The sequence below is a fragment of the Streptomyces sp. NPDC088766 genome (genome assembly GCF_044750845.1).
GTDB lineage: Bacteria > Actinomycetota > Actinomycetes > Streptomycetales > Streptomycetaceae > Streptomyces.
The window spans coordinates 426,971-439,781 of record NZ_JBIVKQ010000003.1 but is presented as its reverse complement, the minus strand read 5'-3'; the positions used below and the strand labels follow the sequence as shown (position 1 = coordinate 439,781).

Genomic DNA, 12,811 nt, shown 5'->3' with positions numbered 1-12,811 from the left:
GCGCCCTCACCGACGAGGAGTACCGCCGGGCCAAGGAGAAGGTCCTCCACTGACCCGCACATACCCCTCCGGAGAGCAGGACACCGCGGGCGCCGACGGTGGCGTACGGCGCGGTCCGGACGATCCCGGGCCGCGTCTCGGCCGTCCGCGTCCGGCAGGCGGAGCAACTCGGCCTCGAGCCGTTGGCCCGAGTCCTCGGTCCTGCCGGTCCGTGCGTGTCCCCCGGGGCGGAACGCGGAGGGGCGGGCCGTTCCCGAAGCGGACGACGATCATCTCCCGGCTCGGCCTGGCCGGCCGTACGTACCGCCACCCGGCGTCCTCGGGGCCCCCGCCGGCGTCCGAGCCGCGGGCTGGGATGCGATGCGGTTCTCCCCGTTGGATGGTGGAGTAATGAACCATCACCACCAGTCCCAGCGGACGATCGAGATCAACACTCGGCTCGTGACCATCGGTGTCGTGCTCACCGCGGCCGGTGCCACGGTGGCGTGCGCCGGCATGGCCGTCGCGGGCTCCGCCGTGTTCGCGGCAGGCCGGCGCATGATCCGTGAGATGGACGTGCCCCCGGCCCAGCAGGCGGCCATGAAGTGGCGGCAGGCCAAGGAGGCGTCCCGGGCGGGCGTGCAGGCGTGGCACTCCACGCCCGACGCCCAGAACTGACCGCCCGCCCGCCGGGTCCGGCGAAGCCGCTCCGGCCCGACGTGCCCGTACCAAGGCCCGGCCGGACGGGCCGAGCCCGGCTGGACGGGTTCAGTCGGCCCGGACCTCCGGCGCCGTGGACCGTGTCTTGGCGATCGCCAGCAGTTCGGTGGCCGTGTTGCTGCCGTCGACCGGAGCGGGGGTGTCCATCAGCCAGGCGGCGGTACCGGCCTCCGTCGCGGGAGGAATGACGAGCAGGGTGCGAAACCCCTCGCGATAGGAGCAGAGCAAGATCTCGTTCTGCTCGTGACCGGACACGAACCACCCCACGGTCACCTGGTTCTCGCCCACGGCGACCTGGTGGGGGACGTCGGGCCACAGCTCGATCCCCAGCGTGATCCTGGTGAAGCTGCCCGCCCCGTCCATCGCTTCCATGAGGAGGGGCAGCTCGTCGACGAGCTCGTGGGAGTACGGCCACCAGGCACCGTCGAGCCCGCCCGGGACGGCTTCGTACGGCGCCAGCGAAAGCCGGACCGGCGGTGACGGGGAGGGGTGCATCGCGGTGGTCGCGGAATGATCGGCAGTCGGTTCCATGACGTGAACCTGCCCCCAGGCACGGCATCACCGGCCTGGCGTTGTCGTTCGCCGAGAACGGCGCCGACACGGGCACCGACGCACGCAGTGCCCTCGGTGACTTCAGCCTACTCCCCGGGAGAGCCGCCGGAGACAGCGGCGAGACCTCACTCGTTCACGGGGGAACCGGGCCCACCGGCCCGCAGGACAGGAGGCGCCGACGACCGGTTGCCGTGGGGGGGGGTGCAGCGGTCCGCTGCCCCGGTTCGGCCGCAGCTTCCCGGTGCGCCTTCCGTACGGTGGCGTCGAGACCGGATGCGAAAGATTAGACGGGTTATTCGAAATTTTCGGTCTGCCGAGCACGTCGCCTCACCGCCCCCTCTCCCCCGGCTGCACGGCCGAAATCGTGGCGCCGCGCGATGCATGGTGAACGAGATGTATTGACGCGCTCACGGGGCGGCCCTAAGGTGCCCGAAAAGTTCGCAGGAATGGCGAAACTTTCGAAGCAGTCCCTGTCGGAAATCGGCAGGCCGACCCCATCCCCCGATGGGGCCCCACCCGCACGCCAGGAGGAGGACCCGCATGCCTTCGTTAAATTGGCATGATCACTACAAGAAGGTGTTGCTCGCGACGACCGGAGTGGCCGTCACCGCATCGCTGGCGCTCGTCGGTGTCGGCAGCATGGCGACCGATGCCGCGGCGGCGAGTTCACTGGGGGCCGCGGCCGCGCAGTCGGGCCGGTACTTCGGTACGGCCGTCGCCGCGTCCAAGCTCGGCAACTCGACGTACTCCACCGTTCTCGACCGCGAGTTCACCATGGTCACCGCGGAGAACGAGATGAAGTGGGACACCGTCGAACCGTCCCGGGGATCGTTCAACTTCGGTCCGGGCGACCAGATCATGAGCCACACGCAGGCCCACGGCCAGCGGATGCGCGGTCACACGCTGGTCTGGCACTCCCAACTGCCCAACTGGGTCTCCTCCATCGGCGACGCCAACACGCTGCGCAGCGTCATGAACAACCACATCAACCAGACGATGGCCCACTACAAGGGCAAGATCCACTCCTGGGACGTGGTCAACGAGGCCTTCGCCGACGGCGGCAGCGGCGCGCACCGCTCCTCGGTGTTCCAGAACCTGCTGGGCGACGGCTTCATCGAGGAGGCCTTCCGCACCGCGCGGACCGCCGACCCCGCCGCCAAGCTCTGCTACAACGACTACAACATCGAGAACTGGAGCGACGCCAAGACCCAGGGCGTCTACCGCATGGTGCGCGACTTCAAGTCCCGCGGCGTGCCCATCGACTGCGTCGGACTCCAGTCCCACTTCGGCACCGGCGGCCCGCCGTCGAGCTTCCAGACCACGCTGTCGAACTTCGCCGCCCTCGGCGTCGACGTCCAGATCACCGAACTCGACATCGCACAGGCGTCGCCCACCGCCTACGCGAGCACGGTCCAGGCCTGTCTGAACGTCGCCCGCTGCACCGGCATCACGGTCTGGGGCATCCGCGACAGCGACTCCTGGCGCACCGGCGAGAACCCCCTGCTGTTCGACAACAACGGCAACGGCAAGGCGGCGTACACCTCCGTGCTCAACACCCTGAACGCCGCTTCCCCGACGACGCCTCCCACCACACCGCCGACGACCCCGCCCGGGACGGGCACCGGTGAGATCAAGGGAGTCGGTTCCGGACGGTGCCTGGACGATCCGAACTCCACCACCACCGACGGCACGCAGCTCCAGCTGTGGGACTGCTCCGGCGGCAGCAACCAGCGGTGGACCTACACCTCCGCGGGCGAGCTGCGGATCCTGGGCGACAAGTGCCTGGACGCGGCGGGCACCGGCAACGGCGCCAAGGCGCAGATCTACACGTGCTGGGGCGGTGACAACCAGAAGTGGCGGATCAACTCCGACGGTTCCGTCGTCGGAGTCCAGTCCGGGCTGTGCCTGGACGCGACCGGCGGGGGCACCGCCAACGGCACGAAGATCCAGCTGTACGCGTGCGCGAACGCCGGCAACCAGAAATGGACGTTCAGCGGCGCCGCCACGACGGCTTCGTCCTGACCTGATCCGGCCCGGCCCGGCCACGTCGGGCCCGGCCCGGCCACGTCAGGCCCGGGCCGGGCCTCAGCGCTCCTCGCGGGTACCGGCGGCACGGGGTGACGCCGTGGCGCCGGGTGCCGGAGCGGCGGCCGAGGGGGCGGCCGTCGGCGTCGTGCCGGTCGTCACCGGGAAGGTGTCACCGAGGCGGACCCGGGTGTGGAACCACTCGGCGTCCTCGGCGCCGAGGCCGATCCAGCCGGCTTTGGCGTCGGCGTCGCTCAGGGCCTTGAGCTGCGGGGAGAAGAGGCCGACGTAGTGCGGCCGGCCCTCCCCGTCGCGCAGCTCGACCACGTACCGGACGCTCACCGTGGTGGGCCCTATGGTGGGGCCCTCACGAGGCACGTCGAGGGGCATCTCTGCCTTGTCCTCCTTGGCGACCACCGTCATCGGGCTCGCGGCCCCGGGCAGGGCGCCGGATTCCGAGAGGATCCGCATCGCCCGGCCGCCGAACGTGAGGGTGCGCCCGTACAGGTCGAGCGTGCCGTCCACGGGCGTCGGGCCGGCCGTGGACGGGGGGGTGGCCGTGGACGGCGGGCCGGCCGTGGACGGCGGGGTGGAACGGGGAGGGGCCACGGCCGCGGGGCGGCGTCCGGCCGGGTGGTCGCGGTCCCCGCCCAGGTGCAGGCTCAGAGCGAGGCCCAGCAGCGCGAGGGCCGCGGTTCCCGCGCCGAGGGCCGCGGCGGCCCGACGGCGGCGTACCCGGCGCATCGCCCGGGCCCGTGTCGCGGGGCCGCCGACGACCGGAGCGGCCGTGTGTGCCGCGGCCAACTCGCGCAGCGCGGCGGAAAGTTCATCGGCCACGGCCGCTCTCCTTCCTGACCGGGCGGCCGGCCCCGTCGCCCCGCCCGTCGGCCTCGTCCCCCGCAAGACGCTTCGCCAGCTCCGCCCGCCCCCGGGACAGCCTCGCCTTGACCGTCCCCACGGGCGCACGGGTCTCGGAGGCTACCTGCTCCACGCTCAGATCACACAGATGGTGCAGGACGATCGCCATCCGCTGGGCCTCGGGCAGTTCGCGCAGGGCGGCCACGAGCGCGGCGTTCTCCGGGGTCGGCCCCGGGGTGGAGTCGGGCGGCGGAGTGCGCCGCACCAGCTCCAGCCAGCGCCTCGAGCGCCGCCAGCGGCTCACCGCCAGCCGCATGGCCACCGTGCGGATCCACGCCTCGGGAGCACTGTCGGCGAGGAATTGCTGCCGCCGGGCCCAGGCCCGTACGAACGCCTCCTGGACGACGTCCTGGGCCTCGCCGTGGTCTCCGGTGAAGGCGTAGAGCTGTCCGGTCAGCCGGGGGAACGCGGTCGCGTAGAAGGCGTCGAACTCGTCCTCGGTCATGCCCCCACCGGAATCCTCGTCCTTTTCTTGCAACCCGGCCGCCTCCGCCGTGCGTACAGGTCCCGTAGTCGCGTAGGTGGCACCGGGCGAGGCGCACCCACCGGGAAGACGGCGCGCAGCGGTTCCGGGCTCCCTCTCCACGACGGTGACGGCTCGTCGGCTGCCCAACCTACCGGCACGAAAAAGCAGTTGCCTGACCAGGACGGACGTCCGCACGTCCGGCCACGACCGAGTTCCCGAGCCTAAGGACCTCCCCCGTGCCACCCACCCGCGATGTACTCCCCACCGGCCACGACTTCGCCGCGTACGCCCGGACGCACTGGCCCCGGCTGATCGTGACCGCGCGCCTGCTCACCGACGACCCCGGTGCGGCGGAGGAACTGGTGCGGAGAACCCTGGTGCGGACGGGTGCGCGGTGGCGACGCGTCCCGCGTGACGACAGGGACTTCCACGTGCGGCGCTGTCTGGTGCGGGGCCACCTGCGCCGGCTGCACGGGCGGCGGGCCGCACGGCGGCGGGCCGTGCTGGTGCTGCGGATCTGGGAAGGGCTGGCGGACGCGGAGATCGCCCAGTTGCTGGGCTGCTCGGAGGGCGCGGTGCGGGCCCGTTTCCGGCACGGTCTGAAAGCGGCCGGCGGCGACCCCGAGCGGCTGCGCGAGGTGTACGCCCGTGCCGCCCTGGACGTCGTCCCGTCCGAGGCGCCGCTGGCCGGTCTCCGGGCCGAGGGCCGCGCCCGGCGGCGGCGACGCCTCGCCGTGGCGTCGGCCGCCTGCGCGGCGCTGCTCGTGCCCGTGGCCCTGCTCGCGGCCGACCGGGTCGGGGCCGGCGGCGCGCAGGACGAGGCGTCCGGAGCCCGGGCGGGGAGCGGTGCCGGTCCGGCGACGAGCCCGGTCCGGGTCGTGGCGCCGGGCGAGCGGGTGACCGTCGGGAGAGGGGTACGGGTGTGGCTGACGGCCGACGGCGGGCACTGGTCGGTGCCCACGGATCTCCCGGGTGACAACAGCGACCGCCCGGACGGCGAACCGGGCGTCTCCGTGCGGGTGGACAGCGTGCCCGACGGGTTCTTCCTGTCGGGCCTCTTCCACGGTCTGGACGGCGAGCCGGCCCGTGTCGAGGTGAGCGCGGGCGACGGCAGGACCACCGCGAAGGTCCTGGTCCTGGCGGGCAGCCCGGGCTGGGGCGTCTGGTACGCGAGCGCACCGCTGCCCGAGAAGAACATGCGGATGCTCTTCGACGCGGGAGGGGACGAACGGATCGTCACGGTGTACGACGCCTCGGGCAGGGTCGCCGCACGGTCGGACAGCACCTGGCGGCGGATATGAACGGGAACGGCGGGACGACCGGGCCGGGACCGGCACGGTCAGAACGAAAAGAACAAACAGAACAAACAGAACGAGAAGAACGAGCAGAACGAACAGCGGAAACGGCCGGAGCGGCGCGAGCGGCACGGCGGCCGGGGAAGGGGATGCGGCCGGCGTCCCGGCGCGAAGGGCGCACGCCGCTCCGGATCCGGTACCGGCGCACCCGGGGCCGACGGCTCCGCCGGCTGTTGCACGTCTTCCTCGCGCTGATCGCGTCGCTGTGTGCGGCGGCCGTCGTGGCGTACCACCTGACGGCCGTTCCGGAGCCGCACCCCGAGACCGTCACCCAGAGCACCGTGTTCCTCGACGCAGGCGGCGCCTACCTGGGCCGGCGCGGACCGGTCGACCGGCAGGAGGTCCCGCTGTCCGCGGTCCCCCGGCATGTGCAGGAGGCGGTGATCGCCGCGGAGAACCGCTCCTTCCGTACGGACAGCGGGATCTCGCCGCGGGCCCTCGCCCGGGCCACGCTGGCGACGCTGACGGGCGGCGACCCGCAGGGCGGCTCCACCATCACCCAGCAGTACGTGAAGAACGCGCTGCTGAGCCCGGAGCGATCGCTGTCCCGCAAGGCCCGCGAAGCACTCATCGCGATCAAGCTGGACCGCACCCGCACCAAGGACGAGATCCTCGAGGGCTACCTCAACACCGTGTACTTCGGGCGGGGCGCCGCCGGCATCCAGTCCGCCGCGCGCAACTACTTCGGGGTGGACGCGAGGAGCCTGACGGTCGCCCAGGGCGCCGCGCTGGCGTCCATCGTGAACATCCCCTCGTACTACGAGAAGGCGGGCTCCGATCCGGAGGTGACCGCGAAGCTGGAGAACCGCTGGGAGTGGGTGCTCGACGCGATGGCGGCGGGCGGGAGCATCACGGACGGGCAGCGGGCCGCGGCGCGCTTCCCGGCGTTCCGGTTCTACCCGCCGGGCGAGACCGAGGGGCAGCGGCAGTATCTGATCGACGTCGCGGCCAAGGAGGCGGCCGACCGGCTCGGCATGGCCGAGGACCAGCTCGCGAGCGGCGGTTACAGCGTGACGACCACCTTCGACCTGGCGGCGCAGGACCGCGCCACGCAGTTGATCGAGGAGCACCCCGGGGGCAAGGGCGTCCGGGTGCACACGGCCGTCGTGGGGATGGTGCCCGGCGACGGAGCGGTACGGCTGCTGTACGGGGGCTCGGACTACGCGCGGCAGCCGTTCAACGACGCGGTGAACGGGGCGGTGGAGGCGGGCACGGCCCTCGAGCCGTTCAGCGGACTGAGGCGGGCGGGCGAGCCGCTGAGCAAGCTGCTGAGGACGGCGGCGCCGACTCCGCTGGCCCTGGCGTCGGCGTACGCGACGGTGGCGACGGACGGCAGGTACGCCACCCCGTACACCGTCGCGCGCATCACGCGGGAGGGCCGCACCGTCTACCGGGCGCGTCCCGAGGTGCGGCGCGTGCTGGACGGGAAGGAGGCGGGGATGGCGGACGCACGGTCGGGGGCCGGACCGGCGCCCGTCGCCGTCGGATCGGCGGGGGCGAAGGCGTTCACCACCGCCGGGGCGGGTGGCGGGATCACCCGGCGGACCGTGTGGACCACCGGGTACGACGGCCGGCTCGCCCTGACGGTCGCGCTGTTCGCCGACCGGGCAGGCGGCAGGAAGGGCACGACGGTGCCCGCGCAACTGCCGAACGAACCGTCGCCGACCGGGTTCGCCCAGCGCGTGGCGGCAGGGCTCTGGGAGGCCGCCACGAGGAGCGGGCCGAAGAGTGCCGCGGAGGAGGACGGGGGGAGAGGGTGACGGGGGCCGTCGATCTGGCGGACGGCTGACGGCTCCTCGTCCGGGCGTGTGTCCGGACGGCGCCCCTGGCCGAAACCGTGTTCCCGGAGCCTGCCCGGACACCGCGCCCGGCGGGCCGCCGTCACCGGGACCCGGGCGCCCCGTGCCGTCTCCCGGGGCGCTTCCCGGCGGCCCGCGGCCACCGGACAAAACCGTCGGCGGCCGAGCGGCGCGAGCACCCGTTTTCGGCCTTTCCCGGTCGCCCGGCGCCGACCGCGCCACTCCCCGCCTGCGACAGCCCTATGCTTCTACGCGTCTGTAGAAGGTCCGCGACAGGGCCGGACCTCAACGCACACGGAAGAGGACACGCATGGCTTCGATCGACCTGGACACGGTGCTCGACAAGGCGTGGGCGGACAAGAGCCTGCCCGAGATCCTGGCCGCCCCGGCGGGGGCGCTCAAGGGCGTCTCCGACCGTGACGGCGAGCTGCTCCGGGAGGCGTTCGGGGTCGAGACCGTGGCCGACCTGGCCGAGCTGAAGTACGTCCGCTGGGCGCAGGCCCTCGCCGCGCTGGCCGCGGCCGAGTAGGCGGCTCCCGCGCACAGCCGCGGTGCCGTGCGCCCGCCCCGGCGTGCGGCACCGCACCCGCACGAGACACATACACACGCACGCACGCACACGCACGCACACGCACACACGCACGCACGCACGCACGCACAAGGAGTGGACGCCACCATGGTGTTCAAACGACTGCTCGGCTCACTCGGTGTGGGCGGACCCACCGTCGACACGGTCCTCGCCCCGGGAGCCGCCCGCCCCGGCGGCGCACTGACCGGCCAGGTCCATCTCGAGGGCGGGGACGCCGACTTCGACATCGAGCACATCACCCTGGAGCTCGTCGCCCGGGTCGAGGCCGAGCACGACGAGGGCGAGAGCGAGGGCGTCGTCGCCTTCGAGCGGTTCACCGTCGGCGGTGGCTTCCGGCTCGGCGCGGGTGCGCGGCACAGCGTCCCGTTCACGGTGACGCTGCCGTGGGAGACGCCCGTCACCGAGCTGTACGGGCAGGGCCTGGGCGTCGTCCTCGGCGTGCGCACCGAGCTGGCGGTGGCCGGCGCGAAGGACAAGGGCGACCTGGACCGGCTGGACGTCGCCCCGCTGCCCGCGCAGGAGGCGGTCCTGGAAGCCCTCGGGCAGCTCGGCTTCGGCTTCAAGTCCGCCGACCTGGAGTACGGGCGCATCAGCGGCACCGGCCAGCAGCTGCCCTTCTACCAGGAGATCGAGCTGACCCCGGCGCCGCGGTACGCGCACCAGGTGAACGAGATCGAGGTGACCTTCCTGGCCCACCCGGGCGGCGTCGAGGTCGTCCTGGAGGCCGACCGGCGCGGCGGCCTCCTCTCCGGCGGCCAGGACGCGCTGACCAGCTTCACCGTCGGCCACCACGACTCCCGCGACTGGAACACGGAAGTCGACGGCTGGATCCGCCGGTTGGTCGAGCACCGGGCGCCGCACGGCGCCCACGGTCACGGCGACCCGTACGCGGGGCACGGACACGGCGGGCACCACGGGCACGGCGACCACCACGAGGACCACCACCGTTCCGGCCCCGGCATGGGCACCGTCGTCGCGGCGGGCGCCGCCGGGCTCGCGGTCGGCGTCGTCGGCGGCATGGTCGCGGCCGAAGTCGTCGACGAGGTCGGTGACTTCTTCGAAGGCGACGAGGACGACGAGGGGGACGAGGGCTGACGAGGGCCGACGGCAGCCCGGCCGGGGGGGCGGACGGACGCGGCCCGCCGCCCCCGCCAGCAACTTCTACAGTAATGTAGAAGAAACGCTGTCCGGCATTCCGGTCCGGGCATCCCCCGACCCGTACGGAGTTCTCATGGCCCTGTGGGACCGCCTCAAGGAGTCCGCGTCGACGATGCAGACCCAGCTCGTGGCGAAGAAGAACGACCTGAAGAGCGGCGCCTTCCGCGACGCGAGCATGGCGATCTGCGCGCTCGTCGCCGCCGCCGACGGCACCGTCGACCCGTCCGAGCGGCGGCGGGTGGCCCAGCTCATCGCCACCAACGAGGTGCTGCAGAACTTCGACGCCGACGACCTGCGCCGCCGCTTCGAGGAGAACCTCGACCGGCTCACCGCCGACTTCGACTTCGGCAAGGTGAGCGTCCTTCAGGAGATCGCCAAGGCCAGGAAGAAGCCCGCCGAGGCACGGGCCGTCATCCAGATCGGCATCGTCATCGGCGGCGCCGACGGCGACTTCGACAAGGACGAGCAGGCCGCGGTCCGCGAGGCGTGCTACGCCCTCGGCCTGCCGCCCCACGAGTTCGACCTCTGACCGACCAGGACCGCGCGGCGGGCCGGCGCACCCCGGGCGCCGGCCCGCACGGGTCACAGGGGCGTGGCCGCGTGCAGGATGAGGACCATCGTCACGGCGGAGTTCGCCGAGGACATCGCCGAGACGGCCGCTCCCGCCGCGGCGCCCCACATCGCCGCGCCCACCGACGTGAACAGCGACGGCCAGCTGCGTACCGCCGGGGCGGGTCCGAGCAGGGCCGCCACCCGGCGCGGCACCGGGCCCGCCGCGGCGAAGCCCGCCAGGGCCGCCGCCGCAGTGCTGCGGGAGACCAGGGCCGCCTTGCCGATCGCGTACGCCACGGCCCGGCGGCTGCCGACGGCCCGGGCCGCGTCCTCGTCCGCCCACCGCTCCGCCGCGTACGCCACCGCCGTCCGCAGCGGCCGCAGGAACGGGTTGGCCCGCGCGGCGAGCTGGACCGCGAGGAGGAAGCGGTGGTGGCGGGCGGCCAGATGGGCCCGCTCGTGGGCGAACAGCGCCCGGCGCTCGGCCGGTTCGAGGCACTCCAGCATGGCCGTGGTCACGACCACGCGATCCCGCCGGCCGCCCGGCAGCGCGTACGCGTAGGGGACGTCGTCCACGAGGACGGCCACCTCGGTCTCCCGCAGGCCGGCCAGCGCCCGGTGGGCACGGCGACGCACCCGCCCGTGTCGCCACAGCGCCCTGCCGCAGGCCACCAGCACCGCGCCGAGGGCGGGAATCGCCGCCTTGCCGACGACCTCGTCGTACGGGACCGCCGCGCGCACCTCGGGGTCCGACCAGCCGTCCGGCAACGGGTTGCCGGGCAACTGGGCGGTGCCGACCACCATCACCAGGCCGAGGCACAGCGTGCTGCACGCGGCCATCAGGGCCGCCACCCCGGTCAGCAACCGGGTCGCGGTCCGTGGATGCAGGTGCTGCTCGGCGAGGCGCGCGATCGGCCACGCCGTCAGGGGCAGCACCAGCGGCAGAAAGACGAACACCCCCATGAGGCTTCAGTCTTCTCCCTCGTCCCCCGACCGGCCCAGCAGCTCCCGCAGCAGCCGCTCGTCGTCCGGGCCCAGGCCGGTCACGAAACTGGCCAGCACCGCTTCCCGGTCGCTCTCGGAGTCCAGCACCTTGCGCATCCGGTGGGCGGCCAGTCCCGCCTGGTCCGACGCGGACGTCCAGGCGAAGGACCGGCCCGCGCGCTCCCGGGTGACCGCCCCCTTGGCCAGCAGCCGGGTCAGGATGGTGATGACGGTCGTGTAGGCGAGGTCGCCGCCGAGGCGCTCCTGCACCCACCCGGCCGTCGCGGGCCCGTCCGCCTCCCTGAGCGCCGACAGGACCAGCGCCTCCAGCTCACCCTGCCCCCGCCGGGGACCCTGCCGCCGCTCCGTCACGCCCTGTCTCCCCTCCACCGCCGTCCGTTTCCCGCGCGGACATCGTATAGACGCCCTGCGGCCCGGCCCGGTGCCAGAGGAGCCCCGCAGACCCCACCGCATCCTCCGCGGAACCGCTTCGGACCGCGTGGACGGCGAGCGCGGAGACGGAGATTGAGGCGGTGTCGATGTCGGTGTCGGCGTCGGTGACCACCCGAGCGCTCCCGGTACGGGTGGGCCGTCCGGCGGCCCCGCGGCGGCGGCTCAGAGCGGTTTCGCGGGCCAGTCGAGCAGCCGCGCGCCGATCACGGCGGTCTGGAGGCTGTAGCGGTGCACCGGGTCGGACGGGTCGGCGCCGGTGAGCTTGTGGATGCGCTCCAGACGGTAGGTGAAGGCGCGCACGCTCAGGGACAGCCGCCGGGCCGCCTCCGCACCGACGCAGCCGGAGTCGAAGTAGGCGGTGAGGGTGTCCAGGAGCGGCTGGGCACCGCCGCGGGCCCGGCGCAGGGGGCCGAGGGCGTTCTCCACCAGGTCGGCCATGGCCTGCCGGTCACGGGTGAGGACGGGATAGACGAGCAGATCGGCGGCGCGCAGCACGGGATCGTCGAGTTCCAGGCGTTCGGCCAGGTCCAGGGCGTTCAGGGCCTCCTCGTACGACTGGACGACGCCCGCCGGGCCGGCGTGCGAGCGGCCGATCGCCACTTGGCCGCCGCCGGTCGCGGCGAACGCCTGCTTGGCGAAGTACGCGAGGACGTCGCCCTGGTCGCCGGGGGCGACGCACACGAGCCGGCCGTCCTTGGTGGTGAGGAGGACGCTGCGGTCGCCGAACCGGCCTATCAGCGCGCGCTCCACCTCCCGCAGCACCGGGTCGCCCTCGTCGTGGGCGGCCGTGCCGCGGGCCACGGCGACCGCGTGCTCGTAGGAGAGCCGCAGTCCGTAGCGTTCCGCGCGCTGGGCCAGCCGCCCCAGGTCGCTGCGGCCGTACAGCAGGTCGTCGACGAACTCCCGCCGGGCGGCCTCCTCCTGCCGTACGGCGTGCCGCTGGGCCCGTTCGTAGCCCTCGGCGAACGCGTCGACGGCCTGCGCGGCGGCGGACAGCACGTCGTCCACGGACACGCCGTTCCCGGTGGGCCAGTGCGCCCGGGTGGCCGCCAGATGGGCTCCGACCAGGGCGCGCAGCCCGATCCCCGTCTCCGCGGCCTGTTCGCCCAGGGCGCGGCGCGACGCCAGTTCCTCCCGGGAGAGCCGGCGGCCGGTCGCCGAGGCGTCGGCGAGGACACGGGCGTACCCCTCCAGGTACGCCTCGCATCCCTCGTGCCTCTCCGGCACGTCCCGTCCCGCCATGCCGGTCCCCCCGAGTCGA

The 12,811-nt window shown here is 73.5% G+C and carries 13 protein-coding genes; 7 read left to right on the top strand and 6 right to left on the bottom strand.

Annotation, left to right across the window (positions count from 1 at the left end; all coding sequences use genetic code 11):
- Window positions 1–390: 390 nt before the first annotated feature.
- Entirely contained in the window at window positions 391–657 is a 267-nt protein-coding gene (locus ACIP5W_RS07260; RefSeq protein ID WP_401467962.1) for a hypothetical protein, read from the top strand.
- Window positions 658–747: 90 nt separating this feature from the next.
- On the opposite strand, the gene ACIP5W_RS07255 is transcribed toward ACIP5W_RS07260, so the two are convergent.
- The gene (locus tag ACIP5W_RS07255) at window positions 748–1,230 is read right to left on the bottom strand and encodes a DUF5994 family protein (RefSeq protein ID WP_401467959.1); all 483 of its coding nucleotides are present in this window, start codon (window positions 1,228–1,230) and stop codon (window positions 748–750) included.
- Between the two features lie 561 nt (window positions 1,231–1,791).
- Here ACIP5W_RS07255 and ACIP5W_RS07250 point away from each other — a divergent pair.
- Complete coding sequence (locus ACIP5W_RS07250; protein ID WP_401467956.1) at window positions 1,792–3,273, top strand: endo-1,4-beta-xylanase; 1,482 nt, start codon at window positions 1,792–1,794, stop codon at window positions 3,271–3,273.
- A 63-nt stretch (window positions 3,274–3,336) separates the two neighbouring features.
- Here ACIP5W_RS07250 and ACIP5W_RS07245 read toward each other — a convergent pair whose 3' ends face one another.
- Together ACIP5W_RS07245 and ACIP5W_RS07240 are read right to left on the bottom strand one after the other, a co-directional pair.
- Window positions 3,337–4,113: a hypothetical protein gene (locus ACIP5W_RS07245; RefSeq protein ID WP_401467953.1), complete on the bottom strand. Its 777-nt coding sequence runs from the start codon at window positions 4,111–4,113 to the stop codon at window positions 3,337–3,339.
- Window positions 4,103–4,639 (bottom strand): SigE family RNA polymerase sigma factor, encoded by a 537-nt coding sequence (locus tag ACIP5W_RS07240; RefSeq protein ID WP_401467950.1) that lies wholly within the window; start codon window positions 4,637–4,639, stop codon window positions 4,103–4,105. Before ACIP5W_RS07240 ends, ACIP5W_RS07245 begins: the two co-directional genes overlap by 11 nt.
- A gap of 257 nt (window positions 4,640–4,896) precedes the next feature.
- Here ACIP5W_RS07240 and ACIP5W_RS07235 point away from each other — a divergent pair, with 257 nt between their 5' ends.
- The 5 genes from ACIP5W_RS07235 (at window position 4,897) to ACIP5W_RS07215 (ending at window position 10,090) form a co-directional block, all read left to right on the top strand.
- Window positions 4,897–5,961, top strand: coding sequence for a sigma factor-like helix-turn-helix DNA-binding protein (locus ACIP5W_RS07235; protein ID WP_401467947.1), 1,065 nt, complete (start codon window positions 4,897–4,899; stop codon window positions 5,959–5,961).
- Window positions 5,962–6,104: 143 nt separating this feature from the next.
- The gene (locus ACIP5W_RS07230) at window positions 6,105–7,775 is read left to right on the top strand and encodes a transglycosylase domain-containing protein (RefSeq protein ID WP_401467944.1); all 1,671 of its coding nucleotides are present in this window, start codon (window positions 6,105–6,107) and stop codon (window positions 7,773–7,775) included.
- 349 nt (window positions 7,776–8,124) lie between these two features.
- Window positions 8,125–8,343, top strand: a complete 219-nt coding sequence (locus tag ACIP5W_RS07225; protein WP_401467941.1) for a hypothetical protein — start codon at window positions 8,125–8,127, stop codon at window positions 8,341–8,343.
- A gap of 147 nt (window positions 8,344–8,490) precedes the next feature.
- The gene (locus ACIP5W_RS07220) at window positions 8,491–9,498 is read left to right on the top strand and encodes a sporulation protein (protein WP_401467938.1); all 1,008 of its coding nucleotides are present in this window, start codon (window positions 8,491–8,493) and stop codon (window positions 9,496–9,498) included.
- A 136-nt stretch (window positions 9,499–9,634) separates the two neighbouring features.
- Window positions 9,635–10,090 carry a tellurite resistance TerB family protein gene (locus ACIP5W_RS07215; RefSeq protein WP_401467935.1) on the top strand — a complete coding sequence of 152 codons (456 nt, stop codon included), beginning with the start codon at window positions 9,635–9,637 and terminating at the stop codon, window positions 10,088–10,090.
- Window positions 10,091–10,143: 53 nt separating this feature from the next.
- On the opposite strand, the gene ACIP5W_RS07210 is transcribed toward ACIP5W_RS07215, so the two are convergent.
- The 3 genes from ACIP5W_RS07210 to ACIP5W_RS07200 all read right to left on the bottom strand — a co-directional run bounded on the left by ACIP5W_RS07210 (window position 10,144) and on the right by ACIP5W_RS07200 (window position 12,792).
- A complete protein-coding gene (locus ACIP5W_RS07210; RefSeq protein ID WP_401467932.1) occupies window positions 10,144–11,076 on the bottom strand; it encodes a M56 family metallopeptidase in 933 nt (310 codons plus the stop codon).
- Window positions 11,077–11,082: 6 nt separating this feature from the next.
- The gene (locus tag ACIP5W_RS07205; RefSeq protein ID WP_401467929.1) at window positions 11,083–11,469 is read right to left on the bottom strand and encodes a BlaI/MecI/CopY family transcriptional regulator; all 387 of its coding nucleotides are present in this window, start codon (window positions 11,467–11,469) and stop codon (window positions 11,083–11,085) included.
- Between the two features lie 243 nt (window positions 11,470–11,712).
- On the bottom strand, window positions 11,713–12,792 hold the full coding sequence (locus ACIP5W_RS07200) for a PucR family transcriptional regulator (protein ID WP_401467926.1): 1,080 nt from the start codon (window positions 12,790–12,792) through the stop codon (window positions 11,713–11,715).
- Window positions 12,793–12,811: the final 19 nt, after the last annotated feature.

Excerpts from the sequence above, each read along its gene's own strand:
- ACIP5W_RS07260 (WP_401467962.1), top strand. The coding sequence starts at position 391 with ATGAACCATCACCACCAGTCCCAGCGGACGATCGAGATCAACACTCGG.
- ACIP5W_RS07255 (WP_401467959.1), bottom strand. The coding sequence starts at position 1,230 with ATGGAACCGACTGCCGATCATTCCGCGACCACCGCGATGCACCCCTCC.
- ACIP5W_RS07250 (WP_401467956.1), top strand. The coding sequence starts at position 1,792 with ATGCCTTCGTTAAATTGGCATGATCACTACAAGAAGGTGTTGCTCGCG.
- ACIP5W_RS07240 (WP_401467950.1), bottom strand. The coding sequence starts at position 4,639 with ATGACCGAGGACGAGTTCGACGCCTTCTACGCGACCGCGTTCCCCCGG.
- ACIP5W_RS07230 (WP_401467944.1), top strand. The coding sequence starts at position 6,105 with ATGCGGCCGGCGTCCCGGCGCGAAGGGCGCACGCCGCTCCGGATCCGG.
- ACIP5W_RS07225 (WP_401467941.1), top strand. The coding sequence starts at position 8,125 with ATGGCTTCGATCGACCTGGACACGGTGCTCGACAAGGCGTGGGCGGAC.
- ACIP5W_RS07220 (WP_401467938.1), top strand. The coding sequence starts at position 8,491 with ATGGTGTTCAAACGACTGCTCGGCTCACTCGGTGTGGGCGGACCCACC.
- ACIP5W_RS07215 (WP_401467935.1), top strand. The coding sequence starts at position 9,635 with ATGGCCCTGTGGGACCGCCTCAAGGAGTCCGCGTCGACGATGCAGACC.
- ACIP5W_RS07210 (WP_401467932.1), bottom strand. The coding sequence starts at position 11,076 with ATGGGGGTGTTCGTCTTTCTGCCGCTGGTGCTGCCCCTGACGGCGTGG.
- ACIP5W_RS07200 (WP_401467926.1), bottom strand. The coding sequence starts at position 12,792 with ATGGCGGGACGGGACGTGCCGGAGAGGCACGAGGGATGCGAGGCGTAC.